Genomic DNA, 26,661 nt, shown 5'->3' with positions numbered 1-26,661 from the left:
CGGCTCAGCTCATCGAGGCCTTGCGCAGCATTTCGACCGCATCGGGCTGTGCCAGCAGGTTCTCGCGGACCTCGTAATCCATGTGGTGCCTGTGGCTGTGGCCCGCGCGCGCAGGGCTGTCCAGATGGTCGGGCAGGGCCGCACGGGTGCGCGGATCGATCAGCAGGGATTCAGCGGCGATCCCTTCGGCATAGATGATCTGGTGCTGATCGAACAACAGCTGGAAATAATCCACGAACCCGCCGTCCTGCTGATAGACGGTATCGCCGTTGATCAGGTGCCGCACCTTGACCAGCACCTCTGATCGACCCGCCCCCAGTCGGTCCTGTCTTTGATAGACGAACAGGCGATGATCGGGGCTGAGCACGAGGTCGTCGTTGTTGTGCAACGCACCGGCCTTGATCACGACGGGCGCGAATTCGCCCACCGCGCGCAGGGTGGTCTGGCCGATCCAGCGGACCGCCTGCGGACCATCATCGCGGGTCAGCACCCGGTCGCCCACGCGAATATCCTCGATCGGCCTTTGTGCACCGGATGCCAGGGTGATCTTGGTGCCGCGGGTGAACGAGACGCTGGCGACCTCGGCAAAACGGGTGGTGGCGATCTGGCGGTCGACACCTACCAGCCGGTAAGGTGTGGCGGGAACAAGGTTCGCCAGTGGAAGCAGGTACACCGCCTCGACGCCGCCCGATACCACCTCGACCAGAACCAGCGCCTCATAGGTGCGGCTGTCCTGGCCCATCAGCGTGATGCAGCAATCCAGATAGACGTCGCTGCCGATCAGCCCCACGTCAGACCCGGTTGCCACGCGAAAGGCCTCACCCGCCTCTGGCAGTTCCAGCGCCAGGGACATCGGATGGGCCTTGGGCGACAATTCATAGCTGTCGTCCAGCACCAACTCGTCGGCGAAACTGATCGCATCACCGTCAGCCACGCCGTCCGTCACGCGGAAATGCTCCGCCGGCCAGACCGATACGCTTTGCACCTGTTTTCGAAGACCTGTCATCACCAACCTCGTTGACGCACCGAACCTAACGCGATTGGCGTCAGGCGCAACGCCATCCGCACACACTTGGGCGTGTCTTTTTGAACCAAACGTCCTAACTTGCGCTGATCAGGGCAGGCGATGCGCCTGCCGCAACAAAGGCAAGTGAGGATTTTCAATGGATCTGGGCATTTCGGGAAAAACCGCGTTGGTGTGCGCGTCGTCGCGTGGTTTGGGGCGCGCCTGCGCGCAGGCCCTGGCCGAGGCAGGCGTCAATCTGGTGCTGAACGCGCGCGGTGCCGAAGATCTTGAAAAAACCGCACAAGAGATCCGCGAAACCTACGGCGTGACCGTGACCTGCGTGGCAGCCGACGTGTCCGACCCCGACGGTCGCGCAGCCTTGCTGGACGCAGCCACGGGCGTCGACATTCTGGTGAACAATGCAGGCGGCCCGCCGCCGGGGATGTGGTCCGACTGGGACCGCGACGATTTCATCAAGGCACTGGATGCCAACATGCTGGCCCCCATCGCGCTGATCAAGGCGCTGTTGCCCGGCATGATCGACCGGGGCTGGGGCCGGATCGTCAACATCACCTCCGGGTCGGTCAAGGCACCGATCCCGCAGCTGGGTCTGTCGAATGCGGCGCGCGCGGGCCTTACGGGCTATGTCGCGGGCACGTCCCGCCAGGTGGCCCCCCACGGCGTGACCATCAACAACCTGCTGCCGGGCATTCACGCCACCGACCGTGCCGACATGCTGGATGCCGGCGTGTCCAAGGCCGAAGGCATCTCCATCGCCGAGGCCAAGGCCAAGCGCGAGGCCACGATCCCCGCGCGGCGTTACGGCACGCCCGAAGAATTTGGCGCGATGTGCGCTTTCCTGTGTTCCAACAAGGCCGGTTTCATCGTCGGGCAGAACATTCTGCTGGACGGTGGCGCGATCAACGCGACGCTGTGACCTTGCAGGGGTGCGGCGGGCTTGCTACTCAGCCCTAGTATTTTGCTAAGGTATTCGATGACGCAGCCGCCGCGCCTCGAGGTGACGAACCTCGCCAAATCCTTTGACCGCCGCCGTGTGGTCGATGACGTCAGCCTCTCGGTCATGCCGGGGCAGGTGACCTGTCTGCTTGGCCCCTCGGGTTGCGGCAAATCCACGACACTGCGCATCATCGCCGGTGTCGACAGGCCCGATGCAGGCCGGATCGCGGTGGACGGTGCCCTGATCTGCGATTCCACGACCTCGGTCCCGCCAGAAGATCGGTCGATCGGCCTGATGTTTCAGGACTTTGCCTTGTTCCCGCATCTCAGCGTGGCGCAGAACGTGGCCTTTGGTCTGGGACGCGGGCGCGATGTGGCACCACGCGTCGCCGAAATGCTGGCCCGCGTCGATCTGCCGGATTACGGCAATCGCTATCCGCACGAACTTTCAGGGGGCGAACAGCAACGGGTCGCACTGGCGCGCGCGATCGCGCCGCGTCCGCGGATCATGCTGATGGATGAACCGTTCTCGGGTCTCGACGACCGGTTGCGCGACGAAATCCGCGACCAGACGCTCGACGTGCTCAAGGCCGAAGGCACCGCCGTCCTGCTGGTCACCCATGAACCCGGCGAGGCGATGCGCATGGCCGATGAAATCGCGCTGATGCGCGACGGCCGGATCGTGCAGCGCGGTGCGCCCTACAACATCTACAACACACCCGTCGACCTCGCGGCCGCTGCATTCTTCAGCGATATCAACGTGATCCAAGGCAAGGTGCGCGGCGCGCTGACCGATACGCCATTCGGCCAGTTCCTGACGCCGGGTCTGCCCGACGGCACGCTGGTCGATATCTGCATCCGGCCGCAACATCTGAAAATCGACTTTGACCGCGCAGGCCGCGGCCCCAGTCCGACCCCCATGGAAGGCTCGCCCGCACGGGGCATCGTGCAGCGGGCCCGGTTCATGGGATCAGAGAGTCTGGTCGAATTTCGCATGGACCATGACGGCACGATCCTGACGGCCAAGGTGCCATCCGTCTTTCTGCCGAAACCCGGGACGCCGCTGTGGCTGATGCTGCGGCGCGACCGCTGTTTCGTGTTTCCGCGGGCCTGACTTCTTCTGGTCAAAAATATCCCGGGGTCCGGGGCAGCGCCCCGGGGGCTCAGGTCTGTTCCACGCGCCACTTCGCTTCGTTGCGCTCGATCGCGGCAATGCGTTCGGGCGTCTTGGGATGGCTCAGCATCCAGGCGGGGGTACCGCGTCCAGCGCCGCCGGTCAGCGCTTCCAGTTTTGTGAACAGCGATTTTTGCGGCGCTGTCCCGATCCCGGCCTTGACCAGCAGCGCACTGGCATAGGCGTCGGCCTCGAATTCGTCGGCACGTGACAGACGTGCAGCCAGCAGCGACATCAGCGCATTTGCAATCAGCGGACCGATGCCCGGCAGAAACCTGTTCAACACCATGGCGATGGCCGTCCGCATGGCGTTCTGCGCCGAAAAATCCGTCATCCGGCGGCGCGAATGGCCCAGGGCCACGTGCCCCAGTTCATGGGCGATGACGCTTGCGATTTCGTCAGCCGTCACCTCGCCCGCGCGGTAGCGGTCATAGAACCCGCGCGTGATGAAAATGCGCCCGTCGGGCGCGGCCAGGCCGTTGACCTGGCTGACTTCGTAGATGTGGACCCGAATGCGGTCGATCTCGAGTGCGCGGGCCATCTGGTCGCACATCCGGCGCAGGGTGCCATCGGCCAGTTCCGTGGACTGGCTGTTCAGCTCCTTGCGCGTGCGATACGCGCTGAAGTGATACATCGCCAGACCATAGATCACGGCCAGCAGGATCGGGGTAAACTTGATCATGATCCGAATATGGGGGGTGCGGGTCGGCTGCGCAATCCGCGGCAGTTGACGATCAGGTCAACAGCCGCATGCCGCGGGTGATGCCTTCGAGCGTCATCGGCACCATGCGGTCCGCGCCGAAGATTTCCTGGATCATGTGCAATGACTGGGTGTGCGGCCAATAGCGTTGGTCCATCGGATTGATCCACAGATGGGCGGGCCATTGGTCGCGGGCCCGCGCCAGCCAGACCGACCCGGCCTCCTTGTTCCAATGTTCGTTGGCACCGCCGGGCATCGCGACCTCGTAGGGCGACATGGAGGCGTCACCGACAAAGATGCATTTGTAGTCGGGCCCGTATTTGCGCAGCACGTCCCATGTCGCGGTCTGGTCGTTCCAGCGGCGTTTGTTGTCACGCCAGACGCCCTCGTAGAGACAATTGTGGAAATAGAAATGTGCGAGGTGCTTGAACTCGGCCTTGGCGGCGCTGAACAATTCCTCGACCACCTGCACATGCGGGTCCATGCTGCCGCCCACGTCCAGAAACAGCAGCACCTTGACCGCGTTGCGGCGTTCGGGCCGCGTCTGCACATCCAGATAGCCGTTCTGCGCCGTCTTGCGGATGGTGCCGTCCAGGTCCAGCTCGTCCACGGCACCGTCACGCGCCCAGCGGCGCAGGCGTTTCAGCGCCACCTTGATGTTGCGGGTGCCCAGATCGACGCTGTCGTCAAGGTTGCGGAATTCGCGTTTGTCCCAGACCTTGACCGCGCGCTGGTGGCGCGATGTGTCCTGACCGATGCGCACGCCCTCGGGGTTGTAGCCATAGGCCCCGAACGGTGACGTGCCCGCCGTGCCGACCCATTTGCTGCCACCCTGATGGCGGCCCTTTTGTTCCTCCAGCCGTTTTTTCAGACGCTCCATCAGCGCCTCGAACCCGCCAGTGGCCTCGATTTCGGCTTTCTCGGTGTCGGTCAGGTGCTTTTCGGCCATCTTGGCCAGCCAATCGGCGGGAATGTCCACCGCCTCCATGACGGCGCTGTCGGGGATGGAGTCCAGCCCCGAAAACGCGCGCGAAAACGCGCGATCATAGCGGTCGATGTGGCGTTCATCCTTGACCATGATGGTGCGGCCCAGATGATAGAACGCGTCGATGTCATAGGTCGCCAGACCGGCGTTCATCCCTTCGAGAAATGCAAGGTATTCGCGCAAGGACACCGGGACCCGTTCTGTGCGCAGCGCGTCAAAGAACGGCAAAAACATCAGGCGACGGCGCGGCTGTAAAAGATCAGCACGAACAGGCCGACGATCCCGAACAGGATTCCAAAGGACGCGGCCCATTGCGCCATGTCACGCCAGTTTCCGCCATTGGCCCGCGCGCGCCACATGCCCAGGGCCGCACCGGCCAGCAGGCTGCCGAGAGGTATAATCATTGGGTCAGCCCCTTTAGAAAGGGCGCAAACCCCGCACTTCGGCAAGGCGTGCGCGCACATTGTCATCAGAGCCGAATCCGTAACGCGCCCACGGCAGACTGTCCAGCCGCAGCGCCTCGGCTGCGACACTGCCGCCCTGCAGTTCCAGCGCCTCGGCCTTGAACATCATCAGGGTCGCGAGCAAAGCCGCGTTCTGATGTTCTCGGGCCAGCGGTATGGCAAGATCGGCCAGTTCGATCGTCGTCATCGCGTCACCGGCAGACAGGGCGAATGCGGCCTTTTGCACGGCGATATGGGCGGAATGGATCTGCGTGGCCTGCGATGCGCGGTAGATCCTGTCCGCCGCCTCGAATGCGGTGAGTGCGGCACGGCTGTCATTGCCGACCTCCAGCCGGCCCATGGCGTAATAGGCGAACCCTTCGCGCGGGCCGGTCCAGCCGAGCGTCTGACCGATGCGCACCGCACGGGCGGCAGCGGCGCGGCGGGTTGCAGGACTGCTGCCTTCGGTCAGGGCGGTTTCCATGGCCCTGATCCAGTCGCGGGACGTGTCGGGAAAACTGGCGGTGCCACCCGACCCGCCACGCGGATTGAGGCGGGCGAGAATGGCAGGCAGTGCGGATGCGACCTGTGCACGGGTCATGCCGGAACGCAGTTCTGGCGCATAGGTCACGCGCAGCATCAACATATCGAACCCGGTCAGGACAGCATGGATGTTGTCATCGTTGAACACGGAATCGGGCAGGCGGTAGAGGTCATTCAGCGGCCCCAGAACCTGCGCCATTTCCTCGTGCAGGCAGTCGCGGATTTCCTGCGGTGCCGCATCGGCAGGCACAAAGATGGCAGCATGTTCGCGCTGCGTCAGGGTTGACCAATCCACACGTTCGCTGCTGCGGCTGGCCATGTATTCGTCCCAATCGCGCACGCGCGGCACGACGAAACAGGCAGCCTTTGGCACGGCGCGTTGCAAGGTCCGTTGCGGGATGGCCTGAATCGTGATGCTGGCGTCGGGCGACTGAGTGGGCCGGATGTCCAGATCCGCCTCCTTGCGCAGGCGTGCCAGCAGGGCATCCAGATCCGAAGTCAATGAGGGCGCGGCACTGCCCAGCACGCGCACCGTCAGCGGTCCTTCGAACCGTGTCATGGTGCTGATGCTCCGGCCGCTTTCCAGCCGAAAGGTTAGGTCCAGGAAATCCTGCGCCATTTCGGCATTCGACCGGGTGACGCGCACAGGTGATGTATCGGCGAATCCCTGCATCGGCGGCAAGGCAGACGTGGTCGCGGCGCGGGTGATCGTATCAACAGGCTGCACCGGCGCGCAGGATGCAGCAAAGGCAAGCGCCCAGACGGCAAAGGTCTGTCTCATGAGAGGCACCAGTGACGGTGACGGTTGGCGGAACTGGTCAAACATGGCGCACCGAGGTCTGATGGCTGGTCGCACGGCGTGCAGCGCCATGGGCAACCGACCGGAAAAACGGTCCTGATCACATCTGCTCTCCTCGGTTTGCGTCAGTACCGTCTGCCTGCGGACTGCGACCCCTTCTGGACCGGATTGCGACAAATTGACGGAATCAGGCGGGGGTCTGGTCAGTAGGTCAAAGCACCGCCGGGAATGCGAGGAAAAAGTGGTCCGACGTTCAAGGTTGCGGCAGGCGTTGCTGTCGTGCCGCAACCTATGCGGTCATCTACGACCGCGCGCAATAAAGGCGAGGCGTTCAAACAGGTGCACGTCCTGTTCGTTTTTCAGCAGTGCGCCATGCAGTTTCGGCAGTGCATCGGCACCGTCACGGGCCAGGTCCTCGGGTGTCAGATCCTCGGCCAGCAGCAGTTTGAGCCAGTCCAGCACCTCTGACGTTGATGGTTTTTTCTTGAGACCTGGGGTGTCGCGCAGTTCGTAGAACTGGGTCAGGGCGGTGGTCAGCAAACGGTCCTTGATGCCGGGGTGATGCACCTCGACGATGCGACGCATCGTGTCCATGTCGGGAAACCGGATATAGTGGAAAAAACAACGGCGCAGGAATGCATCCGGCAGTTCCTTTTCGTTGTTCGAGGTGATGATGACGATGGGGCGCACGTCTGCCTTGATCGTCTCTCCGGTCTCGTAGACGTGAAATTCCATCCGGTCGAGTTCCTGCAACAGGTCGTTTGGAAACTCGATATCGGCCTTGTCGATCTCGTCGATCAGCAGCACGACCTTTTCGCCCGCCGCAAACGCCTGCCACAATTTGCCGCGTTTGATGTAGTTCCCGATGTCGTGAACGCGCGCATCACCCAGCTGGCTGTCGCGCAACCGGCTGACCGCGTCGTATTCATACAAACCTTGCTGCGCACGCGTCGTTGATTTGATGTGCCATTCGATCATCGGCAGTCCCAGACCGGCGGCAACCTGCCGCGCAAGTTCGGTTTTTCCCGTGCCTGGCTCGCCTTTGACGAGTAGCGGACGTTGAAGCGTCACGGCGGCGTTGACGGCCATCGTCAGGTCGTCGGTGGCGATGTAGCTGTCAGATCCGGTGAATTGCATGGCGGTTCCCTATGGTCATTTCAGCCAAGGTTATGTGTGCATCGCGCCGGCCACAACCACATGGGCGTCCTTAAAAAACAAGTGACACCGCCAGGGCGAGAGGCTAAGTGATGCCCAGCCGACACGAAGGAGAGTCGAATGTCAGGAAACGACGCAATGACAATCGACAACTTGGAGGGGACCCCGATGAAAGCCGAAACATTTCTGCCAGATGACTATCGTCCGGCCGAAGATGAACCGTTCATGAACGAACGTCAGACAGAATATTTCCGCCGCAAGCTGCTCGACTGGAAGGCCGATTTGCTGGAGGACACGCGCGACACCGTCGCCGGCATGAAGGACCAGACCCGCAACATCCCCGACGTGGCCGATCGTGCCTCCGAGGAAACCGACCGCAGCATCGAATTGCGCACCCGCGACCGTCAGCGCAAGCTGGTTGCGAAAATCGACGCCGCCCTGCGCCGTATCGACGATGGTGAATTCGGGTATTGCGCGATCACGGGTGATCCGATCAGCCTCAAACGTCTGGATGCGCGCCCCATCGCGACCATGACGCTCGAGGCGCAGGAACGCCACGAGCGTGGCGAACGGGTGCACCGCAAGGACTGACATGATTGCCAAACGCGACGTCGCCGTCATTGGCGGCGGCCCGGCAGGACTGACCACGGCGCTGGCCTTTGCGATGCAAGGGGCCAGCGTTCGTGTTTTTGAACAGGCCGAAACACTGGGCGACATCGGCGCGGGGCTGCAGATCAGCCCCAATGGCGGGCGGGCACTGGCGGCGCTCGGGCTGACGGATGCGCTGGACCGGATCAGCCTTCCGTCAGAGGCTGTGGTGCCCACCAATGGGGTCACGGGACGGATCGTCACCCGGTTCGATCTGACAGGGCAGGTGCCGCGCTACCGCTTTGTCGCACGCCCCGACCTGATCGCCATGTTGGCCGAGGCCTGCCGCGCGCGTGGCGTGGAACTGTGTCTTGGGACGCGGGCGGATGATCCACGCGCCGATCTGGTGGTCGGGGCCGACGGGATCAAATCACAGCTGCGGGCGCGGCTGAACGGCGCTGACGCGCCTGCGTTTTCAGGGCAAGTGGCATGGCGTGCCGTGGTACAGGCCAAGGCCGCACCTCAGGCGCGGATCTGGATGATGCCGGGCCGGCATGTGGTGACCTATCCCTTGCCCGGCAATCGTCTGAACATCGTGGCTGTGCAGGAACGTAACGACTGGGCCGCCGAAGGCTGGCACCACGCCGATACGCCGCAGGCGCTGCGCGATGCCTTTGCCGATGCCTGTCCTGCCTTGCACGATATCCTCTGGGCGGTCGAAACGCCGCTTTTGTGGGGGTTGTTCCGGCATCCCGTGGCCGCCCGGTGGTATGATGCATCCCATGTACTGGTCGGTGATGCGGCCCACCCGACGTTGCCGTTTCTGGCGCAGGGCGCCAATCTGGCGCTGGAGGACGCGGTTGTGCTGGCCCGCTGTGTGGCGCGGCATGGGATCGCGGATGGGCTGCCGCGGTATCAGGCCTTGCGCGCGGAACGTGTCACGCGTGCCATTGCCGCGGCGGATGCGAATGCGATCAATTACCACCTGTCAGGCGTCAGACAGCGTGTGGCGCATTTGGGGCTTGCCGCGCTGGGGCGGGTCGCACCGGGGGCATTCATCAACCGGCTGGACTGGCTCTATGGCTACGATCCCGCAGGTTAGGGCCAGTTGCGTGCGGCCCCGTCGGTTGCGCGTTCCAGAACGGTCAGGGTGCGATAATCCACACGGTAAACGTCGCGGCTGATCCTGAAATAGACCCAGCCGTCGCGCGGCAGCGGCAGGCCATAATAGGCCGCGTTCATGACCATGGAATATTGCCCCGGTTCCAGCACGTCGCCGATGTTGACCGGGGCTGGTTCCGGGGCAGGCGGCGTCACCTTGCGGATGGGTGCTGTGGCACAGCCCGCGCCGATTGCCGCCATACGGCATTGTGCTGTCGCTGCATCCGCTATCAGTATAAAACCGATTGCTAGCAATGCGTTACGGGATGAGTTGAATGTCACGCGGCCAGATCGACCCAGACAGGCACATGGTCTGATGGTTTCTCGCGGGCGCGCAGATCCTTTTCGATCCAGCAGTCCGACAGCAGGTCCGCGCATTGCGGTGTCAGCAGGAAATGATCAATGCGGATGCCGTCGTTCTTGTCGAATGCACCGGCCTGATAATCCCAGAACGAGTAATGTCCGCTGCCGTGGGTGCGGGCGCGAAACGCCTCGGTGAACCCCAGGTTCTGCACGCGCCGCCACGCCGCACGGCTGTCCAGACGGAAAAGCGCGTCATCGCGCCACGCCTTGGGGCGGGCGGCATCCTCTGCCTGTGGAATGATGTTGTAGTCGCCTGCCATCAGCGCCGGCATCTCGGACGCCAGCAAGTCCTGCGCGCGGGCACGCAGCCGTTCCATCCAGGCCAGCTTGTAATCATATTTGGGACCGGGTGCAGGATTGCCGTTGGGCAGATACAACCCGCAGATCCGAACGGCTGTGTCGCCCACGACGGTGGCTTCGATCCAGCGGGCCTGTTCGTCGGTGTCGTCGCCGGGCAGGCCACGCGACACATCCTCCAGCGGCAGCTTTGACAGGATTGCGACGCCGTTGAACCCCTTTTGCCCGTGGGTCTCTACGTTGTAACCAAGGTCCGCGATCAAATCGCGCGGGAAACCCTCGTCAACGGATTTGATTTCCTGAAGGATGGCGACGTCAGGCGCACTGTCCTGCAGCCAATGCAGCAGACCGTCGATCCGCGCCTTGACGCCATTGATGTTGAATGTCGCGATTTTCATGATGTGCCTCTTTTGCGGCTAGGCTAAAAGTCCGGCCGCGCAGGCACAAGGGGTCAGCGGTCGTCGCGGACCTTGACCGGGATTGCATCGGGCTGATCGGCCATCTGGCCCGCTGCCGCAGCGGCAGCAAGCCCCGCAAGGATCATCGCAATCAGGTAAATCATCACACGTTCCTTTTTGTTCAGCGTTACACTAGCAACGGCACTGGACGAAAGAAAGTTCCAATTCGTCGCAGGTTTCAGATGGAAAAAGACGTACCACAGCCGCAGGACGACGTGGCATTCGGGTTTTCGATGACAAATCGCGCGCCGATCAACTCTTCGGAAAAGTCGATGACGGCATCGGTCAGAAACGGCAGGGACACGGAATCGATCACCACGGTTTCGCCCTGGTCCGACAGTTTCAGGTCGTCATCGCGGGGGTCATCCAGCGCGATTTCATACTGAAAACCGGAACATCCGCCACCTTCGACGGCGATGCGCAGGGCCTTGCCCTGTTCGGCGGCACCGATTTCAGCAAGCCGTTCGAACGCGCGGCTGGTCACTTTGGGGGGCAGGGTCAGCATATCATACCTATCGGTCTTGGCTTGTCTGAAATATAGGGAGGGCAGGCAACAGGCACAAGACGGGCAACATGGCGGCAAGATACGCGACCAATCCCGCGTCACCGCGCGGGCGACTTTATGCCGAAGAGGAGAGCGCGCATCGCTCTCCCTTTCAGCGCGACCGTGACCGGATCATCCATTCCAGCGCGTTCCGGCGGCTCAAGCACAAGACGCAGGTGTTCATCGAACACGAGGGCGATTATTTCCGCACGCGGCTGACCCATTCGATCGAGGTGGCACAGGTGGCGCGGACGGTGGCGGCGGCGCTGGACCTGAACGTGGAGCTGACCGAGGCGATCGCGCTGGCCCATGATCTGGGGCACACGCCCTTTGGCCACACCGGCGAAGAGGCGCTGGATCGTCTGATGCGGCCCTATGGCGGGTTCGATCACAACGCGCAGGCCTTGCGGATCGTGACCGATCTGGAACGCCACTATGCCGAATGGGATGGCTTGAACCTGACCTGGGAAACGCTGGAGGGGATCGCCAAACACAACGGTCCCGTGGCCCAGCCCTGGCCCTATGCGCTGGCCGCCTACAACGCGCGGCACGATCTGGAACTGCACACCCACGCCGGACCAGAGGCGCAGGTCGCGGCCCTGTCCGACGATATCGCCTATAACAACCACGACCTGCACGACGGTCTGCGGGCGGAATTGTTCAGCACCGATGAGTTAGCTGAACTTCCGGTGCTAAAGGACTGTTTTGCAAGGGTTGATGCCAAATACCCCGGTCTGAACTACTATCGCCGCCGGCACGAGGCCCTGCGGCGGTTCTTTGGCGTGCTGGTCGAGGACGTGATTGCCGTCAGCCGCAAGAACCTGACCGATCTGGACGCGCAGAACGTGGCAGAGGTGCGCCATGCGGGTCACATGATGATCCAGTTCACGCCCGCCCTGTGGGAGGACCTCAAGGTGATCCGCGCCTTTCTGTTCACCCGCATGTATCGCGCGCCCGCGGTGGTCGAGATGCGCCATGTGGTGACCAGCATGCTGGACGAACTCTTTGCCTATTACATCGACACGCCGACCGAACTGCCAAAGCAATGGCGCAAGGAGGTGGCCGAAGCAGGGGATCGTCAGACCTTGGCGCGGATCGTGGCGGACTATATCGCGGGCATGACGGATCGTTTTGCAATTCAGGAACACGAACGGCTGATTGGTGGCCGGGCTGTTCCGCCGGGGGTGATTGATGGCAATTGAAACAGCAGCCGGGGCGATGAACCCGGTGATCGCGATTGCCCTTGTGGGTGGTCTGGGCGTTGGCAGCCAGTGGCTGGCGTGGCGCATGCGGATGCCGGCCATCGTGTTGATGCTGCTGGCGGGGGTCATCATCGGCCCGGTGCTGGGCGTGTTCGATCCTGCCCGCGATATCGGGCCGCTGATGGGGCCGATCATCGCCATCGCCGTTGCGATCATCCTGTTCGAAGGCGGTCTGACGCTAAACTTTCACCAATTGCGCGATGCGGCCATCGGCGTACGGCGTCTGGTCTTCGTAGGCGCACCGGTGGGCTGGGTCGCCTCTGCGCTGACGCTGCATTACGGCGCGGGGCTGTCGTGGTCCTCGTCATGGGTTTTCGGCGGTATCCTGATCGTGACGGGGCCCACCGTGATTGCGCCATTGCTGCGCACCGCGCGCCTGTCGCGCAGGCCCGCGCAACTGCTGCAATGGGAGGCGATCGTCAACGATCCCCTTGGTGCGCTGGCCGCTGTTCTGGCGTTCGAGGTCGTGCTGGTGCTGAACACCGCAACCACCGTGGGCACGGCCGTTCTGGCGCTGATCTGGGGCATCGGTGCTGCCATCATCCTGGGTCTGGCGGGTGGTTTCGGCCTCGCTTGGGCGTTCCGCAACGGCCATGTGCCCGAATACATGAAGGTCAGCATCCTGTTCGCGCTGCTGCTGGGGATTTTCGGCATTTCCGACGCGATCCTGCACGAAAGCGGGCTGTTGGCCGTGACCGTCATGGGCATCGTGATCGCCAATGCAAACCTGCCCAGCTATGCCGAGCTGCGCCGTTTCAAGGAACATGCCACCATTCTGCTTGTGTCGGGGGTGTTCATCCTGCTGGCGGCCAGTCTGGATTTTGCGCAGCTTGGCCAGCTTTCGGGCAGGGCGGTTGTGTTCGTGCTGCTGATCATCCTCGTGGCGCGTCCGCTGACGGTTTTCATATCGCTGATCGGGACGGGCCTGCCGTGGCAGGAAAAGGTGCTGGTGGCCTTTACCGGTCCGCGCGGGGTGGTGCTGGTCGCCGTGGCGGGGCTGTTTGCGGAACGGCTGATCTCTCTGGGGTTCGAGGACGCCAATCTGATCGCACCGCTGGCCTTTGTGCTGGTGGCGACCACGGTGGTCCTGCACGGGTTCACGCTGAAACCGATGGCCCGCTGGCTGGGCCTTGCGGGGGCGGGGAACCCCGGTGTCATCATCGTCGGCGGTTCTGACTGGACCACCGCCTTTGCCGAGGCGCTGATCAAGGCGGAAGTGCCCGTACTGATGACCGACCCGAATTTTGGCCACCTGCGCGCGGCGCGTTCGGCCGGGATCACCACCTATACCGGCGATATCCTGTCCGAAGGTGCCGAACAGCGGCTGGAGCTGGTCAGCTACGACAAGCTGTTGGCCGCGACCGACAACGATGCCTACAACACCCTTGTGGCGACGGACCTTGCTCCTGAATTCGGACGGGAAAACGTGTTTCAGGTCGCACGGGTGAAAAACGACGGCGCGCGCCACACCTTGCCTGCGACATTGGGTGGCAGGCCATTCGGCCATGCGGTGACCCATGACGAATGGAACAGCCTGATCCGGCAGGGCTGGACGTTCCGCGTGACCCGCCTGACCGAGGAATTCACCCTGCAGGACTGGCGCGACAAACGCCCGCGGTCGCATCTGGTGGGGCGCATCCTGCCCAATGGCGATTTCAAGCTGCTGCAAGAGGACGAGGAGATCCGCGGTATCCCCGACACCCGCCTGATCGCACTGCGCCCGCCTGAAACCACAGGATCAACCGTGCAACCACCCGCCAGCGCCTAAGGGACGTTGACGCGGGGCGGCGGGGTGGTAAACCGCAAGCCGCACAAACCGAAAGACAGGTCCCATGAACATTTTCGCCGATATCCGCACACTCGTCATCGACGCGCTTGCTGATCTGGTGCGAGACGGGGTGCTGCCTGACGGATTGTCGACCGATGCGGTCACGGTCGAACCGCCCCGCGATCCCGGACACGGTGACATGGCGACCAATGCGGCCATGGTGCTGGCGAAACCTGCCGGCCTGAAACCGCGTGACATCGCGGATGCCCTGTCCGCGCGACTGGTGGCCGACGACCGGATCGCCAGTGCCGATGTGGCAGGTCCTGGTTTCCTGAACCTGCGGCTGGACGCTGGCATCTGGCGCGGCGTCGTGATCGCGGCACTGACCGATCCCGGCTATGGCCGGTCGAAAATGGGCAACAACCAGCGCACGCTGGTCGAATATGTCAGCGCCAACCCCACGGGTCCGCTGCACGTGGGTCACACCCGTGGCGCGGTCTTTGGTGATGCGCTGGCCAGCCTGCTGGACTACGCGGGCTATGACGTGACGCGCGAGTATTACATCAACGACGGTGGCGCGCAGGTCGATGTCCTCGCGCGGTCGGTCTATCTGCGCTACCAAGAGGCGCACGACCTGAGCGTTGACTGGCCCGAAGGCACCTATCCCGGCGACTATCTGATCGAGGTCGGTGAGGCGCTCAAGGCGAAGGTGGGTGAGGCCTATCTGGACCAGCCAGAGTCCGTCTGGCTGGAAGAGGTGCGCAGCTTTGCCACCGATGCCATGATGGACCTGATCCGGGGTGATCTGGCGCTGCTTGGCATCGAGATGGACGTCTTTTTCTCGGAAAAGTCGCTGTATGGCTCTGGCAAGATCGAAAAGGCCATCGAACGGCTGGATGCGGCTGGTCTGATCTATCGCGGCACGCTGGAACCGCCCAAGGGCAAGATGCCCGACGATTGGGAACCCCGCGAACAGACGCTGTTCAAATCGACCGCCCACGGCGACGACGTGGACCGGCCCGTGCAAAAATCCGACGGGGCCTGGACCTATTTCGCGCCCGATATCGCCTACCACTATGACAAGATCGAGCGCGGCTATGATGCGCTGATCGACGTGTTCGGCGCCGATCACGGTGGCTACGTCAAACGGATGAAGGCCGCGGTCAGCGCCCTGTCCAATGGCCGTGTGCCGCTGGATATCAAGCTGACGCAGCTGGTAAAGCTGTATCAGAACGGCGAGCCGTTCAAGATGTCCAAGCGGGCAGGGACATTCATCACCCTGTCGGACGTGGTCGAACAGGTTGGCCCCGACGTGACCCGGTTCCACATGCTGACGCGCAAGAACGACGCGCCGCTGGATTTCGATTTCGCCAAGGTCACCGAACAGTCCAAGGACAACCCGGTGTTCTACGTCCAATACGCCCATGCGCGGGTGAATTCGGTCCTGCGCAAGGCGCGTGACGCAGAAATCGCGGTGGATGATGCCGCCTTGGCCGGGGCCGATCTGTCCGTCCTGTCGCATGCGGCTGAAACGGCGTTGGCTGCGAAAATCGCGGAATGGCCGCGCCTGGTGGAAATCGCCGCGCGCACCCACGAGCCGCACCGCGTTGCCTTTTACCTCTATGATCTGGCGTCGGACGTGCATGGATTGTGGAACGCTGGCAACAGCGATGCGTCCTTGCGGTTCCTGCAAGATGGCGACAATGCCACATCGCAGGCAAAGATCGCCTTGATTCGTGCCGCGCAGGTTGTGATTGCTGCAGGCCTTGGTATCCTTGGCGTCACACCGGTCGAAGAAATGCGCTAAGCATTCGCGGCCCCGAGGCAGAGCAGCGGACCCGTCAGAGGTCCGGGACAAGAGGCAGTGATGGCAGTTTACGAAGATTTGGGCGCACCACAGGTGCGTGACGCGTCGCGCTACACGCAGATGGCGGGTGCCGCGTTGAGTCTGACGCTGATGATCGGTGTGGGTGTCTGGGGCACGCATTCGATCATGCGCGATGTTTCGGGTGTTCCGGTCGTGCGCGCGGTCGAAGGCGAAATGCGCCGCGCCCCCGATCATGCGGGCGGCAACGTGGCCGACCACCGTGGTTTGTCGGTGAACGAAGTCGCAGCCCTGGGCGAGGCCGGCGGTCCCGAGGATCTGCTGCTGCTTGCCCCCAGTGGCACCGGCCTTGCGGCCGAGGATCTGGATGCGGAACCCATCGCGCCGTCACTGGCCGCGACCGAGGTCGAAATCATTCCCGAGGACACGCAACAGGCGCAGGCCATGTCGGCTGACGATGTGCTGGCGCTGGCCGATCAGATTGCCGCAGGGGCCGCACCTCTGACCGCCCTGAGCGAGGGTGAAACCGTGAACCCCGTCCTGACCGTCGACGGCGCAGAGCAGGCGCAAGCCGCCCCTGTCGAAGCCGTCGATCCCGTCGCCGCCGCCTTGGCCGAAGCCCTGGGTCTGGACACGGCCGTTGTCGCCGGAGCATCCATGACGCAAGTCCTGCGTCCGATGCTGCGTCCAGGCACGCAGCAGGCCGCTGTCGCACCGCAGGCCGCTGCCCCCGCAGAGGCAGTTCTGACACCCGTGGCCCTGACCACGGACACGATGCCCTTGCCCAGCGAGGCGCTCTTGACCGACGAACTGCCTGTCGGGACCAAGCTGGTGCAGCTGGGGGCCTTTCCATCGGCGGATGCCGCCAGTGCGGAATGGGACCGTCTGACCACGCGTTTCGTCGATTTCATGGCTGGCAAATCACGGGTGATCCAGCAGGCGTCATCGGGTGGGGCCACGTTCTATCGGTTGCGCGCCAGCGGCTTTGACGATCTGGCCGATGCGCGCCGGTTCTGTGCCACATTGGACGCAGCCCGCACGGCCTGCATTCCCGTCGTTGTCCGCTAACGCCACGATCCTCGGCCTGTCGGGCCCGCGCCTGACAGGGGAGGAACGCGCCTTTTTCGCCGATGCGAACCCCTGGGGGTTCATTCTGTTCGCGCGCAACGTCGAGACACCGGACCAGTTGCGCGCCCTGACCGCCGATCTGCGCGATGCCCTGGGCCGCGATGCACCGATCCTGATCGACCAGGAAGGCGGGCGGGTTCAGCGCCTGCGCGCGCCCCATTGGCGCGAATACCTGCCGGCATTGACCCAGATGGAACGCGCCAGTGATCCGATCCGCGCCCATTGGGTCCGCAACCGCCTGATCGCGCATGAATTGCATGATGTGGGGATTGACGTGAATTGCGCCCCGCTGGCAGATCTTGTTGAGGCGCAGACCCATCCGGTCCTGCGCAACCGTCTGTCAGGGGAAACAGTCCCGCTTGTGACCGAATGCGCCCGTGTCTGCGCCGCGGCCTTTTTGGACGGGGGCGTGTTGCCGGTCTTGAAACATATCCCCGGCTACGGGCGTGCGGCGGTTGACAGCCACAAGTCGCTGCCGACGGTCACGGCACCACGGGCCGATGTGATGGCGCGCGACTTTGCGCCCTTTGTCGCGCTGAACGATATCGCGATGGGCATGACGGCCCATATCGTCTTTGCCGATATCGACCCTGACCTGCCTGCCACGACATCGCCCGCCATGATGCAGCTGATCCGTGACCAGATCGGCTTTGGCGGATTGATCATGACCGACGACATCTCGATGGAGGCGCTGTCCGGCACCACGGCCGAACGGTCTGCTGCCGCGATTGCGGCGGGGTGTGATATCGTGCTGCATTGCAATGGCGACCGCGCCGAGATGGAACAGGCCGTGGCCGCATCCGGGGCCATGACCATCATGGCACAGGCGCGCGCGGCCAGTGCGCTGGGGCAGCGTCGTCCGCCCGTCAGCGTTGACATTGCGGCGCTTGCGGCGGAACTTGAGACGCTTTTGTCCTGAGGGCTGCCCATGTCGCAAGACACCACGCCAGAATCCAGCGTTGCCGATCGTGTCGCCGCCGAGGCGCTGATCGTCGATGTCGACGGTTTTGAAGGGCCGCTGGACCTGCTTCTGACCCTGTCGCGCACGCAAAAGGTGGACCTGCGCGAAATCTCGATCCTGGCGCTGGCGCGGCAATATCTGGCCTTTGTCGAACGCGCACGACAGCTGCGGCTGGAACTGGCCGCTGATTATCTGGTCATGGCCGCATGGCTGGCGTTCCTGAAATCGCGCCTGCTGCTGCCACCCGACCCCGAAGAGGATGGCCCGTCAGGTGCGGAACTGGCGGCACATCTGGCCTTTCAGCTTGAACGGCTGGAGGCGATGCGCAAGGCATCCGCCCGGCTGATGGCGCGGGATCAATTGGGACGGGATTTCTTTGCGCGCGGGATCACGCAGGATGTAACACGCGTGCGGCGCGTGACCTATACGGCCACGCTGCTGGACCTGATGCAGGGCTATGCGCGGATCAGGACACGGGACGATTTCAGGCCATTCGTGTTGGACCGCGATAACCTGATGACCATGGAGGATGCGCTGGGATCGCTGCGCAAGCTGATCGGATTCGCGGGCGACTGGACCGATATATCCAGCTATCTGCCGGCGGGCTGGACCGATGATCCGCAGCGCCGCCGCACGGCAACCGCCGCCACCTTTGCCGCGTCGCTGGAACTGGTCAAGGAAGGGCGGCTGGAACTGCGCCAGAGCGAGACATTTGCCCCCATCCAGCTGCGCGCGCGCGAGGGGCGGCCATGACCGACGAACCCGGCCTGTTCAAGGCTCCACCGATTGCCGAACAGGAACGCATGGTCGAGGCGCTGTTGTTCGCCACCGCCGATCCGATGACACCGGCCCAGCTGGCGGGCCGGATGCCGCATGGTTGCGATCCGGTGACGGCACTGGCAGGCCTGCGCAAACGCTACGACGGGCGCGGTGTCCAACTGGTGCGCGTGGGTGATGCATGGGCCATGCGCACGGCCCCTGATCTGGGCTACCTCATGAGCCATGAGGTGACAGAGACCCGCAAACTGAGCCGTGCGGCCATCGAAACGCTGGCGATCATCGCCTATCACCAGCCCACAACCCGCGCCGAGATCGAGGAAATTCGGGGTGTCAGCGTGTCGCGCGGCACCATCGACCAGTTGATCGAACTGGACTGGGTGCGGCTGGGACGGCGTCGCATGACGCCAGGCAGGCCGGTCACATTCATCGTGACACAGACCTTTCTCGATCATTTTGGACTGGAAAGCGCGCGTGATCTGCCGGGGCTCAAGGAACTGCGGTCCGCCGGATTGCTGGATAACCGCCCGCAGCCCGGCGGGGAACCCGAAGAAGACGACGGTCAGGAACAATTGTTCGGCGACTAGCGCAAACCGGCAGCGTGGGGGCGCCTGCGGCGGGCGAGTATTTCTGGCAAGATGATACGGCTGTCAGGTCCTGAAATGCTTGGACAGTTTCAGACCCTGGCCCTGATAGTTTGATTTGATGTCCTGCCCGTAGAGCGCCTGTGGATGACTGGACATGTGTTCATAGACCAGCCGTCCCACGGTCTGTCCGTGTTCAAGCACAAATGGCGCTTCGTGGCAGCGCACCTCGAGCACGCCGCGCGATCCAGTGCCGCCGGCGGCGGCCCAGCCGAAACCGGGGTCGAAAAATCCCGCGTAATGGACCCGGAATTCACCGACCATCGCGATATAGGGGGCCATCTCGGCGGCCTGCATCGGTGGGATGGCAATGGATTCGCGGCTGACGAGGATATAGAACGCGCCGGGGTCGAGGATGATCCAGCCGCTGTCGGTGTGGACCTCTTCCCAGTAGTCGCGCGGGTCATAATGCGCGAGACGCGACAGATCGACGACGCCGGTATGCGGTTTGGCCCGGTAGCCAACGCGGGTGCCGCTGTCGGGGCGCAGATCGACGGAAAACCCCAGGCCGTCCGAAATCACCGGGTCGCAGTCCACGATCGGTGATGCGGCATGGAGCGCGCGCAGATCGGCATCCGACATCCGCGTCTGGCCGTTGCGAAAGATGATCTGGTTCAGCATCTGTCTGGGCTGCGCCACCACCGAAAAGCTGCGCGGGCAGATTTCGACATAGAGCGGGCCGTCATACCCCGCAGGTACGCGGTCGAATTCGGTCCCCTGGTCGGTGATTATGCGGGTCAACAGGTCCAGCCGCCCGATCGAGGATTTGGCACTGGCCGCGGCTGTCATGCCCGCCGGCAATGACAGCGATTCCCGCAAGGGGACGACATAGACGCAGCCTTTTTCCAGCACCGCGCCGCCGGTCAGCGGGACCTCGTGCATGGTGAAATCCGCAAGGCGGTCCGCGACGCTGCGGGTCTTGCCCGGCAGGAACGACGCGCGCACACGGTAGGCCACGTCACCGAGGCGCAGATCCAGCGATGCAGGTTGTATCTGTCCAGCGTCCAACGCGGGGGCCTGCACATGGCCCGCGTCGATCAGGGCCCTGATCTGATGATCCGCCAGAACGCCAGTGTCGAAATCAATCATGCCCACCCCCATAGCAAAACGCCCGCCGCAAGAGCGGACGGGCGATTTGTTGGTCGGGCTAGCAGGACTCGAACCTGCGACCTTCCGTCCCCCAGACGGACGCGCTACCAGGCTGCGCTATAGCCCGACTGAGCGCTTAATTACCCGAATGACGGTCGAGGGCAAGGATCGTTTTCGCAGTTCTGCGGATTTATTGCGTGACCGTCATCCGGCGGTGCAGATCACCCAGTCGGGCCAGCAGGGGGGCCAGCCGCTGGGGATGCGCGATACCGGTCTGGGCTGCCTGTGCGGCAAGTCCCAGCACGCGCGGGCCGGGATCCGGACGCGCAGCGGCAGGTGCGGGCAGGCGCGTCGTAGCCTGTCGCGGCAAGGTCACGACATTGGGCTGGAGGGTTGCGGGCGCCGCGCGGTTGGCCTGCGGCGTGTCATCCTGCGTAGGCGTATCTGCAGGCGGCGTTGTGCGCGGCTGATCTCGGGATAGGACGTCATCGTGGTCGATCACATCCCCATCGTCATCCGGTGCAGACAGGCTGTCGGAATAGAGTTTGCTGACGGATTTGACCCCTTGTTCGCGCAGGGTTTTCTGTGCGGCCTTGATCGTCATGCCCTGTTCATGCAGCAGGATCTTGATCCCGCCCAGCAAGGCCAGGTCGTCGGGCCGGTAATACCGACGCCCGCCCGCGCGTTTCACGGGTTTGACCTGTGTGAACTTGCTTTCCCAGAACCGCAGGACGTGGGTCGGCGTATCCAACGCCTCTGCCACTTCGCTGATGGTGCGAAACGCGTCGGGGGCCTTGGCCATGCGATCAGGCCTTGTTTCCGGCCGCGACCTTTTCCTTCATCAGGTGGCTGGGACGGAACGTCAGCACCCGACGTGGATGAATGGGCACTTCTTCGCCGGTCTTGGGGTTGCGGCCCACGCGGGCCGCCTTGTCGCGGCAACTGAATGTGCCAAAGGATGAAATCTTGACCTGTTCGCCTGCGACAAGCGCGTCGGATATGTGCGTCAGCACGCTTTCCACCAGATCGGCGCTTTCGTTGCGCGACAGGCCGACCTGTTCATGGACCGCATCGGACAAATCCATGCGCGTCAGAGTCTTGTCAGACATTTTTCTTCCCCCGAAGCATTCGGCAAAACTTTAAGTAGAGTTCCGCGCAAGTCAACCTTGTGCAGACGCAAGCGCAAAGAATCGCTACCAGCGCAGGATGACCGATCCCCAGGCGAGCCCGCCACCGATCGCCTCGGTCACAAGCAGATCGCCGGGTTTGATCTGGCCGCGCTGTTTGCCGACCGACAGCGCCAGCGGAATAGACGCGGCAGAGGTGTTGCCATGATCCTGCACGGTCACCACGACGCGGTCCATGCCGACGCCCAGACGTTTCGCGGTGGACTGGATGATGCGGATATTTGCCTGATGCGGCACGACCCAGTCGACATCGTCAGCGCCCAGGCCGACCTTTTCCAGTGCGGTATGGGCGGTCTTGGCCAGCTTTTCGACGGCATGGCGGAACACTTCCTTGCCTTCCATGCGGAGCTGGCCGGTGTTTTGCGTGGCGACACCGCCATCGACATACAAAAGATCGCGGAAACGTCCGTCCGAATTCAGGTCGGTCGCCAGAATGCCACGGTCGTCGGTCGTGCCCTGTCCGTCCTCGGCCCGTAGCACCAGCGCACCAGCACCGTCACCGAACAGCACGCAGGTGCTGCGGTCGGTCCAGTCCATGATCCGGCTGAATGTCTCTGCGCCGATCACCAGCGCGGTATTGGCCTGACCCGACTGGATCAATGCGTCGGCATTGGCCAGCGCAAACACGAAACCCGCACAGACGGCCTGCACGTCGAATGCGAAACCGCGCGTCATGCCCAGTTTGTTCTGCACCATCGTTGCAGCGGATGGAAAGGTCATGTCGGCGGTCGATGTCGCCACGATGATCAGGTCGATTTCGTCAGCGGTCATGCCGGCGTCATCCAGCGCCGCCTGTGCGGCAAAGGCTGCCAGATCCGACGTCGCCTGATCGTCAGCCGCGAAATGCCGCCGTTCGATGCCGGACCGTTCCCGGATCCACGCGTCGGATGTATCGAGTGTTGCCTCGAAATGGCTGTTTTCAACCACCCGGTCAGGCAGGTAGTGGCCGACACCTTGAACAACGGCGCGTCGTGTCATGTGTCGGATCCTTTCGTGTCGTCATGGGGCAGGGCGGCGGCCAGTCGTGCGGCCAGACGTTCCGAGAACCCCTGATCGGCCAGCCTGTGCGCCAGAGTGATCGCCGCGGCGACCCCCGTGGCATCGGCGGACCCATGGCTCTTGATCACCGTTTTCGTCAGGCCCAGAAACACGCCGCCGTTGACGCGGCGGGGATCGACCTTGCGTTTCAGCTGGCGCAATGCGCCACGGGCAAGCAGGGCCCCCAGGATCGAGAACGGGGTCTTGCGCAGGTTTTCACGCAAGAGGTCCGCAATCAGGTTGGCGATTCCCTCGCCGGTTTTCAGCGCGACATTGCCGGTGAAACCGTCCGTCACGATGACGTCGCAGACATCGCCGGGCAGATCGCCGCCTTCGACGAAACCGGTATAGTCGAATTCGCCGGCGGCAGCGGTCGCGGCGATAAGCTCGTGCGCGACCTTCAGTTCCGCGCGGCCCTTGTGTTCCTCGGTGCCGACGTTCAGCAGACCGACGCGCGGCTGTACCAGGTCAAAGGCGTTGCGCGCATAGGATGCGCCCATCAGCGCATAGGTCAGCAGGTCGTCCTGATCGGCACGGATGTCAGCACCGGCATCCAGCATCACGTTGAACCCCTGCGGGTTCCGCGATGGCCACAGACAGGCAATGGCAGGGCGATTCACGCCGTCGATCTTGCGCAGGCGCAGCATCGACATGGCCATCAGCCCGCCGGTGTTGCCACAGCTGACGACGACGCCCGCCTCATCGTTGCGCACGGCGTCGATCGCCGACCACATGGAGGTCTGTTTGCCCCGGCGCACCACCTGGCTGGGTTTGTCGTGCATCGTGACCACATCGGGCGCATCGCGCAGGGTGACCTGATCTGTCAGCCCGTGGGTGGCCAGCAGGGGGCGCAATTCGTCCGCGCGTCCGTGCAGCAACACGGGCGTTCCGGGGTGCGACTTGAGGAAAAGCGCAAGGCCCGCAACAACCGTTGCAGGCCCATTATCGCCGCCCATGGCGTCGATGGATAACACGCGGGTTGCGTCGTCTGCGGTCGTGACGGTTTCCGTCGCTACCATGCGAGCCCCCTACAACGCTGCTTAAGCGGCGTCTTCGTCCAGGTCGATATCGGCAGTGACCACTTCTTTGGTCGCATAGTGACCGCAGGACGGGCAGATGTGGTGCGGGCGCTTCAGCTCGCCGCAGTTATCACATTCGTTGGGATTAGCCGCCGACAGCGAATCGTGCGCACGACGATTGTTGCGGCGGGACTTGGAGACTTTATTCTGCTGGACGGCCATGGCGCACCCTATTTTACGTTGGGGGGCCGTGACGTGGCCCGGTGTTCGAATGATTTGCGCGGTCCTAGGACATTCACGCTGCCCTGTCGAGGGGGCACGGATAAGGCCGCCTACATACTGCTAAATGACGCCAGTGCAACCGATATATGTGGTTTTTCGGCGCTATTCGCCGTTGTCCTGACCCTTGGCCAGTTTGTCACGCAACGCGCCCAGCCCCGCAAAGGGTTTGGTATCCTCGTCCGTCAATGGCGTCACACCGTCCTCGGCGGCCAAGACCTGACCTACCTCTGCCCCCGGCGCGCGGGGAAAGGGCGGAAGGGCCAGGCTCAATTCCTCGATCATCAGCGCGGCCACATCGATCGACTGCGGTAGCGGCTCAACGGTGTCATCCTCGGGCATCTCGGTTTCGGCGCCCTCGGGATAGGCGAAATCGGCGGCGTAGGTGCGTGATACATCCTCGTCCAGCCGGGTCGTGACGGGGGCAAGCGTGGCCACGCAGGCCTGCACGACCGTCGCACCAAGGCGGGCGGTCAATCGCCAATCGGTCTGGCCCAGCGGCGCAATCTGTCCCGCAAACGTCAGCTTTTTCACACCGATGATACCGAGCGATGCCGCAATGGCGTCCCGTTGCGTCGGCGTCGGCACCACCTCAAAGCTGGTGGCGCTGCGGTTGCGCAGATCCGATAGGCGCATGATCTGGGCGGGCAGGGCGGGATCTGACGACATGAGGGCATCCATTCTTGGCAAGGGCGGCTGGCTTCGTTAAGGGGAATACAAGGGCGCACTGCGCCAACGCAAGGGGGCGGCACATGACCAAGACGACCACGCAACGCAAGGGTTTCATGCTGATTGCAGGGGCCTGTCTGGCCCTGTCGGCGGCCTGTAGCCCCATCGTGCGCAATCACGGCTATATTCCCGTGCCAGAGGATCTGGCCCTGCTCAGCGTCGGGCAGACCACGCGCGCCGAAGTGATCGAAACCGTGGGTCCCCCTGTGACCGGCGGTGTCACCAGCGATGACGGCCTCTATTATGTCCAAAGCCGTTTTGTCACCCGCGGGGCGGCGGCCCCGGTCGAAACCGACCGGCAGGTGCTGGCGATCAGTTTCACCCCCAACGGCACGCTGGAAAACATCGAACGTTTCGGGCTTGAGGACGGTCGCGTGGTCACGCTGTCGCGTGAGGTCACGTCTGACAACGTGCGAGACAGCACGTTCCTGCGTCAGTTGATGGGCAGCGTTGGTCGTGTCACGGCCGCTGATCTCATCAGCCAGCCCGGACAGTAACCCGCGCGCCCGCCGCGGCCAGTGCCGCGACGGGTGGCGTATCAGTCGGCGTCGGGCTCGAAGGTCATTGCGACGCCATTCATACAATAGCGCAGCCCTGTCGGTGCCGGGCCATCGGGAAACACGTGTCCCAGATGACCCTCGCAGCGGGCGCAATGCACCTCTGTGCGGCGCATGAACAGGCTGCGGTCCTCGCGTTCGCCCACGGCCTCGGGGTCGATGGGGGCATAGAATGACGGCCAGCCCGTGCCGGATTCGAATTTCGTGTCCTGCTCGAACAGCGCATTGCCGCAGGCCTTGCAGCGGAATGTCCCCGCATCCTTGGGGAAATCGTCGTGCGTGCCAGCGCGTTCAGTCCCATGCTTGCGCATGACCTTGAAGGCCTCGGGGCTGAGTTCCTGCTTCCACTCGGCGTCTGATTTGATGATCTTGTCCATCTTGTCGTCCTGTTTGTCATATTCGAATGTTATGTAGGGTGTCAGAACGCTGTGCCAAGGAGAGGCCATGAACGTCCCATATGACACGCAATCCCCCCCGCTGACTGTGCGGGCTGCTGCGGGGCCCGTCGATCTGCTGGCCTGTCAGATGCTGCGGCACCGTTGTTTTTTCGGCACGGACGGTTGCGACAGCGATGGGCATGACGCGATCTGCGATCACCTGATGATCGAACAGGACGGTGTGCTGCGGGGCACCTTGCGCACCTTGCTGGTGGACGACGGGCGCGATCTGGACCGGACGCTGACGGCGCAAAGCTATGATCTGTCACCCTTGCGTGATTATCCCGCGCCGGTTCTGGAAATCGGGCGATTCTGCATCGGTGCGGGTGCGCTGGACGCCCATGTGATGCGGGTGGCACTGGGCGCGCTGGCGGGATTGGTTGACCGTGCGGGCATCGGTCTGATGATCGGCTGCACATCCTTGGCCGGGTCCGATCCTGCGCGCCATGCCGCCGCATTGGCGGTGTTGGGTCGCCATCATGTCGGACCGGATAGGATGCGCCCCTTGCGTGCGGCGACGACCACCGTGCCGTTGGGCGGGCAGGTGACCGACCGCAGGCGCGCTGTCGCCAGCCTGCCGCCACTGCTGCGCAGCTATCTGGGGCTGGGCGGTTGGGTCAGCGATCATGCCGTCATAGATGCGGCGATGGATACCGTGCACGTCTTTACCTGCGTCGAGGTGGACCGCATTCCGGCCATACGTGCCAGCGCCCTGCGCCGCCTTGTGGTCTGACACCAGAATCTGCGCGCTAACCAGACGGGCCCCCTTGCGCGTTGCCGCAACCGTG

At 63.4% G+C, this 26,661-nt stretch carries 30 protein-coding genes and 1 tRNA gene; 13 read left to right on the top strand and 18 right to left on the bottom strand.

Annotation, left to right across the window (positions count from 1 at the left end; translation table 11 throughout):
* Positions 1-4 precede the first annotated feature (4 nt).
* Complete coding sequence (locus AN189_RS09225) at positions 5-1,006, bottom strand: Hint domain-containing protein (protein ID WP_056034488.1); 1,002 nt, start codon at positions 1,004-1,006, stop codon at positions 5-7.
* Positions 1,007-1,163: 157 nt separating this feature from the next.
* On the opposite strand from AN189_RS09225, the gene AN189_RS09220 reads away from it, so the two are divergent.
* Positions 1,164-1,943, top strand: a complete 780-nt coding sequence (locus AN189_RS09220; RefSeq protein ID WP_056034485.1) for an SDR family oxidoreductase — start codon at positions 1,164-1,166, stop codon at positions 1,941-1,943.
* A 57-nt stretch (positions 1,944-2,000) separates the two neighbouring features.
* The gene (locus AN189_RS09215) at positions 2,001-3,077 is read left to right on the top strand and encodes an ABC transporter ATP-binding protein (protein WP_056034482.1); all 1,077 of its coding nucleotides are present in this window, start codon (positions 2,001-2,003) and stop codon (positions 3,075-3,077) included.
* Positions 3,078-3,126: 49 nt separating this feature from the next.
* Here AN189_RS09215 and AN189_RS09210 read toward each other — a convergent pair whose 3' ends face one another.
* The 5 genes from AN189_RS09210 to AN189_RS09195 form a co-directional block, all read right to left on the bottom strand.
* The gene (locus AN189_RS09210; RefSeq protein WP_056034479.1) at positions 3,127-3,819 is read right to left on the bottom strand and encodes a M48 family metallopeptidase; all 693 of its coding nucleotides are present in this window, start codon (positions 3,817-3,819) and stop codon (positions 3,127-3,129) included.
* A 52-nt stretch (positions 3,820-3,871) separates the two neighbouring features.
* A complete protein-coding gene (locus AN189_RS09205; protein ID WP_056034477.1) occupies positions 3,872-5,056 on the bottom strand; it encodes a VWA domain-containing protein in 1,185 nt (394 codons plus the stop codon).
* On the bottom strand, positions 5,056-5,226 hold the full coding sequence (locus tag AN189_RS19360; RefSeq protein ID WP_172794891.1) for a hypothetical protein: 171 nt from the start codon (positions 5,224-5,226) through the stop codon (positions 5,056-5,058). The genes AN189_RS09205 and AN189_RS19360 overlap by 1 nt, the downstream gene beginning before the upstream one ends.
* Before the next feature lie 13 nt (positions 5,227-5,239).
* Positions 5,240-6,589 carry a DUF2927 domain-containing protein gene (locus AN189_RS09200; RefSeq protein WP_056034474.1) on the bottom strand — a complete coding sequence of 450 codons (1,350 nt, stop codon included), beginning with the start codon at positions 6,587-6,589 and terminating at the stop codon, positions 5,240-5,242.
* A gap of 315 nt (positions 6,590-6,904) precedes the next feature.
* Positions 6,905-7,744, bottom strand: a complete 840-nt coding sequence (locus AN189_RS09195; protein WP_056034471.1) for a MoxR family ATPase — start codon at positions 7,742-7,744, stop codon at positions 6,905-6,907.
* 186 nt (positions 7,745-7,930) lie between these two features.
* Between AN189_RS09195 and dksA the strand changes: the two genes are divergently transcribed.
* Entirely contained in the window at positions 7,931-8,353 is a 423-nt protein-coding gene (dksA, locus tag AN189_RS09190) for an RNA polymerase-binding protein DksA (protein WP_056035019.1), read from the top strand.
* Between the two features lies 1 nt (position 8,354).
* Positions 8,355-9,452, top strand: coding sequence for an FAD-dependent monooxygenase (locus tag AN189_RS09185; protein ID WP_056034468.1), 1,098 nt, complete (start codon positions 8,355-8,357; stop codon positions 9,450-9,452).
* Here AN189_RS09185 and AN189_RS09180 read toward each other — a convergent pair.
* The 3 genes from AN189_RS09180 to AN189_RS09170 all read right to left on the bottom strand — a co-directional run bounded on the left by AN189_RS09180 (position 9,449) and on the right by AN189_RS09170 (position 11,131).
* Positions 9,449-9,712, bottom strand: a complete 264-nt coding sequence (locus AN189_RS09180; RefSeq protein ID WP_056034465.1) for a hypothetical protein — start codon at positions 9,710-9,712, stop codon at positions 9,449-9,451. The two genes, AN189_RS09185 and AN189_RS09180, sit on opposite strands and share 4 nt — an antisense overlap.
* Positions 9,713-9,789: 77 nt before the next feature.
* Positions 9,790-10,569 (bottom strand): exodeoxyribonuclease III, encoded by a 780-nt coding sequence (gene xth / locus AN189_RS09175; RefSeq protein WP_056034462.1) that lies wholly within the window; start codon positions 10,567-10,569, stop codon positions 9,790-9,792.
* A gap of 238 nt (positions 10,570-10,807) precedes the next feature.
* On the bottom strand, positions 10,808-11,131 hold the full coding sequence (locus tag AN189_RS09170) for an iron-sulfur cluster assembly accessory protein (RefSeq protein WP_056035016.1): 324 nt from the start codon (positions 11,129-11,131) through the stop codon (positions 10,808-10,810).
* Positions 11,132-11,202: 71 nt separating this feature from the next.
* On the opposite strand from AN189_RS09170, the gene AN189_RS09165 reads away from it, so the two are divergent.
* The 7 genes from AN189_RS09165 (at position 11,203) to scpB (ending at position 19,481) form a co-directional block, all read left to right on the top strand.
* Positions 11,203-12,375 carry a deoxyguanosinetriphosphate triphosphohydrolase gene (locus AN189_RS09165; RefSeq protein WP_056034459.1) on the top strand — a complete coding sequence of 391 codons (1,173 nt, stop codon included), beginning with the start codon at positions 11,203-11,205 and terminating at the stop codon, positions 12,373-12,375.
* Entirely contained in the window at positions 12,365-14,203 is a 1,839-nt protein-coding gene (locus AN189_RS09160; RefSeq protein ID WP_056034457.1) for a sodium:proton antiporter, read from the top strand. Before AN189_RS09165 ends, AN189_RS09160 begins: the two co-directional genes overlap by 11 nt.
* 64 nt (positions 14,204-14,267) lie before the next feature.
* A complete protein-coding gene (gene argS / locus AN189_RS09155; protein WP_056034454.1) occupies positions 14,268-16,010 on the top strand; it encodes an arginine--tRNA ligase in 1,743 nt (580 codons plus the stop codon).
* Between the two features lie 60 nt (positions 16,011-16,070).
* Positions 16,071-17,096, top strand: a complete 1,026-nt coding sequence (locus AN189_RS09150) for an SPOR domain-containing protein (RefSeq protein WP_056034451.1) — start codon at positions 16,071-16,073, stop codon at positions 17,094-17,096.
* The gene (locus tag AN189_RS09145; RefSeq protein WP_083484341.1) at positions 17,029-18,075 is read left to right on the top strand and encodes a glycoside hydrolase family 3 N-terminal domain-containing protein; all 1,047 of its coding nucleotides are present in this window, start codon (positions 17,029-17,031) and stop codon (positions 18,073-18,075) included. Before AN189_RS09150 ends, AN189_RS09145 begins: the two co-directional genes overlap by 68 nt.
* A 9-nt stretch (positions 18,076-18,084) precedes the next feature.
* Complete coding sequence (locus AN189_RS09140; RefSeq protein WP_056034445.1) at positions 18,085-18,870, top strand: ScpA family protein; 786 nt, start codon at positions 18,085-18,087, stop codon at positions 18,868-18,870.
* The gene (scpB, locus tag AN189_RS09135; RefSeq protein WP_056034442.1) at positions 18,867-19,481 is read left to right on the top strand and encodes an SMC-Scp complex subunit ScpB; all 615 of its coding nucleotides are present in this window, start codon (positions 18,867-18,869) and stop codon (positions 19,479-19,481) included. The genes AN189_RS09140 and scpB overlap by 4 nt, the downstream gene beginning before the upstream one ends.
* 63 nt (positions 19,482-19,544) lie before the next feature.
* Here scpB and AN189_RS09130 read toward each other — a convergent pair whose 3' ends face one another.
* The 8 genes from AN189_RS09130 to AN189_RS09095 form a co-directional block, all read right to left on the bottom strand.
* Positions 19,545-20,627, bottom strand: coding sequence for a 2'-deoxycytidine 5'-triphosphate deaminase (locus tag AN189_RS09130; protein ID WP_083484349.1), 1,083 nt, complete (start codon positions 20,625-20,627; stop codon positions 19,545-19,547).
* 50 nt (positions 20,628-20,677) lie between these two features.
* Positions 20,678-20,754 (bottom strand) — tRNA-Pro (locus AN189_RS09125).
* A 63-nt stretch (positions 20,755-20,817) separates the two neighbouring features.
* Positions 20,818-21,429, bottom strand: coding sequence for a MerR family transcriptional regulator (locus tag AN189_RS18780; RefSeq protein WP_083484340.1), 612 nt, complete (start codon positions 21,427-21,429; stop codon positions 20,818-20,820).
* A 4-nt stretch (positions 21,430-21,433) separates the two neighbouring features.
* The gene (gene ihfA, locus AN189_RS09115; RefSeq protein WP_083484339.1) at positions 21,434-21,736 is read right to left on the bottom strand and encodes an integration host factor subunit alpha; all 303 of its coding nucleotides are present in this window, start codon (positions 21,734-21,736) and stop codon (positions 21,434-21,436) included.
* Between the two features lie 84 nt (positions 21,737-21,820).
* Positions 21,821-22,792 (bottom strand): beta-ketoacyl-ACP synthase III, encoded by a 972-nt coding sequence (locus AN189_RS09110; RefSeq protein WP_056034432.1) that lies wholly within the window; start codon positions 22,790-22,792, stop codon positions 21,821-21,823.
* Positions 22,789-23,871, bottom strand: coding sequence for a phosphate acyltransferase PlsX (plsX, locus tag AN189_RS09105; RefSeq protein ID WP_056034429.1), 1,083 nt, complete (start codon positions 23,869-23,871; stop codon positions 22,789-22,791). The genes AN189_RS09110 and plsX overlap by 4 nt, the downstream gene beginning before the upstream one ends.
* Before the next feature lie 21 nt (positions 23,872-23,892).
* A complete protein-coding gene (rpmF, locus tag AN189_RS09100; RefSeq protein ID WP_056034425.1) occupies positions 23,893-24,093 on the bottom strand; it encodes a 50S ribosomal protein L32 in 201 nt (66 codons plus the stop codon).
* 162 nt (positions 24,094-24,255) lie between these two features.
* Positions 24,256-24,819: a DUF177 domain-containing protein gene (locus AN189_RS09095; protein WP_056035012.1), complete on the bottom strand. Its 564-nt coding sequence runs from the start codon at positions 24,817-24,819 to the stop codon at positions 24,256-24,258.
* Between the two features lie 83 nt (positions 24,820-24,902).
* On the opposite strand from AN189_RS09095, the gene AN189_RS09090 reads away from it, so the two are divergent.
* On the top strand, positions 24,903-25,376 hold the full coding sequence (locus tag AN189_RS09090) for an outer membrane protein assembly factor BamE (protein ID WP_056034423.1): 474 nt from the start codon (positions 24,903-24,905) through the stop codon (positions 25,374-25,376).
* A gap of 41 nt (positions 25,377-25,417) precedes the next feature.
* Here the strand turns inward: AN189_RS09090 and msrB are convergent, their stop codons facing one another.
* Positions 25,418-25,813, bottom strand: coding sequence for a peptide-methionine (R)-S-oxide reductase MsrB (msrB, locus tag AN189_RS09085; RefSeq protein ID WP_056035010.1), 396 nt, complete (start codon positions 25,811-25,813; stop codon positions 25,418-25,420).
* Positions 25,814-25,880: 67 nt separating this feature from the next.
* Here msrB and AN189_RS09080 point away from each other — a divergent pair, with 67 nt between their 5' ends.
* On the top strand, positions 25,881-26,606 hold the full coding sequence (locus AN189_RS09080) for a GNAT family N-acetyltransferase (protein ID WP_056034421.1): 726 nt from the start codon (positions 25,881-25,883) through the stop codon (positions 26,604-26,606).
* Positions 26,607-26,661 lie beyond the last annotated feature (55 nt).

Origin of the sequence: Loktanella sp. 3ANDIMAR09, assembly GCF_001420005.1 — a bacterium.
Lineage (GTDB): Bacteria > Pseudomonadota > Alphaproteobacteria > Rhodobacterales > Rhodobacteraceae > Loktanella.
This window is presented reverse-complemented; position numbering and strand designations above follow the sequence as displayed.

What these genes read in the sequence shown, in the direction of transcription:
- AN189_RS09185 (WP_056034468.1), top strand. Translation starts at nt 8,355, where the DNA reads ATGATTGCCAAACGCGACGTCGCCGTCATTGGCGGCGGCCCGGCAGGA.
- AN189_RS09095 (WP_056035012.1), bottom strand. Translation starts at nt 24,819, where the DNA reads ATGTCGTCAGATCCCGCCCTGCCCGCCCAGATCATGCGCCTATCGGAT.
- AN189_RS09180 (WP_056034465.1), bottom strand. Translation starts at nt 9,712, where the DNA reads ATGGCGGCAATCGGCGCGGGCTGTGCCACAGCACCCATCCGCAAGGTG.
- AN189_RS09145 (WP_083484341.1), top strand. Translation starts at nt 17,029, where the DNA reads ATGCGCGCCGGTTCTGTGCCACATTGGACGCAGCCCGCACGGCCTGCA.
- AN189_RS09205 (WP_056034477.1), bottom strand. Translation starts at nt 5,056, where the DNA reads ATGTTTTTGCCGTTCTTTGACGCGCTGCGCACAGAACGGGTCCCGGTG.
- plsX (WP_056034429.1), bottom strand. Translation starts at nt 23,871, where the DNA reads ATGGTAGCGACGGAAACCGTCACGACCGCAGACGACGCAACCCGCGTG.
- msrB (WP_056035010.1), bottom strand. Translation starts at nt 25,813, where the DNA reads ATGGACAAGATCATCAAATCAGACGCCGAGTGGAAGCAGGAACTCAGC.
- AN189_RS09195 (WP_056034471.1), bottom strand. Translation starts at nt 7,744, where the DNA reads ATGCAATTCACCGGATCTGACAGCTACATCGCCACCGACGACCTGACG.
- ihfA (WP_083484339.1), bottom strand. Translation starts at nt 21,736, where the DNA reads ATGTCTGACAAGACTCTGACGCGCATGGATTTGTCCGATGCGGTCCAT.
- AN189_RS09215 (WP_056034482.1), top strand. Translation starts at nt 2,001, where the DNA reads ATGACGCAGCCGCCGCGCCTCGAGGTGACGAACCTCGCCAAATCCTTT.
- argS (WP_056034454.1), top strand. Translation starts at nt 14,268, where the DNA reads ATGAACATTTTCGCCGATATCCGCACACTCGTCATCGACGCGCTTGCT.
- dksA (WP_056035019.1), top strand. Translation starts at nt 7,931, where the DNA reads ATGAAAGCCGAAACATTTCTGCCAGATGACTATCGTCCGGCCGAAGAT.
- AN189_RS09160 (WP_056034457.1), top strand. Translation starts at nt 12,365, where the DNA reads ATGGCAATTGAAACAGCAGCCGGGGCGATGAACCCGGTGATCGCGATT.
- xth (WP_056034462.1), bottom strand. Translation starts at nt 10,569, where the DNA reads ATGAAAATCGCGACATTCAACATCAATGGCGTCAAGGCGCGGATCGAC.
- AN189_RS09220 (WP_056034485.1), top strand. Translation starts at nt 1,164, where the DNA reads ATGGATCTGGGCATTTCGGGAAAAACCGCGTTGGTGTGCGCGTCGTCG.
- AN189_RS09225 (WP_056034488.1), bottom strand. Translation starts at nt 1,006, where the DNA reads ATGACAGGTCTTCGAAAACAGGTGCAAAGCGTATCGGTCTGGCCGGCG.
- AN189_RS09165 (WP_056034459.1), top strand. Translation starts at nt 11,203, where the DNA reads ATGGCGGCAAGATACGCGACCAATCCCGCGTCACCGCGCGGGCGACTT.
- AN189_RS09130 (WP_083484349.1), bottom strand. Translation starts at nt 20,627, where the DNA reads ATGATTGATTTCGACACTGGCGTTCTGGCGGATCATCAGATCAGGGCC.
- AN189_RS19360 (WP_172794891.1), bottom strand. Translation starts at nt 5,226, where the DNA reads ATGATTATACCTCTCGGCAGCCTGCTGGCCGGTGCGGCCCTGGGCATG.
- AN189_RS09150 (WP_056034451.1), top strand. Translation starts at nt 16,071, where the DNA reads ATGGCAGTTTACGAAGATTTGGGCGCACCACAGGTGCGTGACGCGTCG.
- AN189_RS09080 (WP_056034421.1), top strand. Translation starts at nt 25,881, where the DNA reads ATGAACGTCCCATATGACACGCAATCCCCCCCGCTGACTGTGCGGGCT.
- AN189_RS09090 (WP_056034423.1), top strand. Translation starts at nt 24,903, where the DNA reads ATGACCAAGACGACCACGCAACGCAAGGGTTTCATGCTGATTGCAGGG.
- AN189_RS09210 (WP_056034479.1), bottom strand. Translation starts at nt 3,819, where the DNA reads ATGATCAAGTTTACCCCGATCCTGCTGGCCGTGATCTATGGTCTGGCG.
- scpB (WP_056034442.1), top strand. Translation starts at nt 18,867, where the DNA reads ATGACCGACGAACCCGGCCTGTTCAAGGCTCCACCGATTGCCGAACAG.
- AN189_RS09110 (WP_056034432.1), bottom strand. Translation starts at nt 22,792, where the DNA reads ATGACACGACGCGCCGTTGTTCAAGGTGTCGGCCACTACCTGCCTGAC.
- AN189_RS09200 (WP_056034474.1), bottom strand. Translation starts at nt 6,589, where the DNA reads ATGAGACAGACCTTTGCCGTCTGGGCGCTTGCCTTTGCTGCATCCTGC.
- rpmF (WP_056034425.1), bottom strand. Translation starts at nt 24,093, where the DNA reads ATGGCCGTCCAGCAGAATAAAGTCTCCAAGTCCCGCCGCAACAATCGT.
- AN189_RS18780 (WP_083484340.1), bottom strand. Translation starts at nt 21,429, where the DNA reads ATGGCCAAGGCCCCCGACGCGTTTCGCACCATCAGCGAAGTGGCAGAG.
- AN189_RS09140 (WP_056034445.1), top strand. Translation starts at nt 18,085, where the DNA reads ATGTCGCAAGACACCACGCCAGAATCCAGCGTTGCCGATCGTGTCGCC.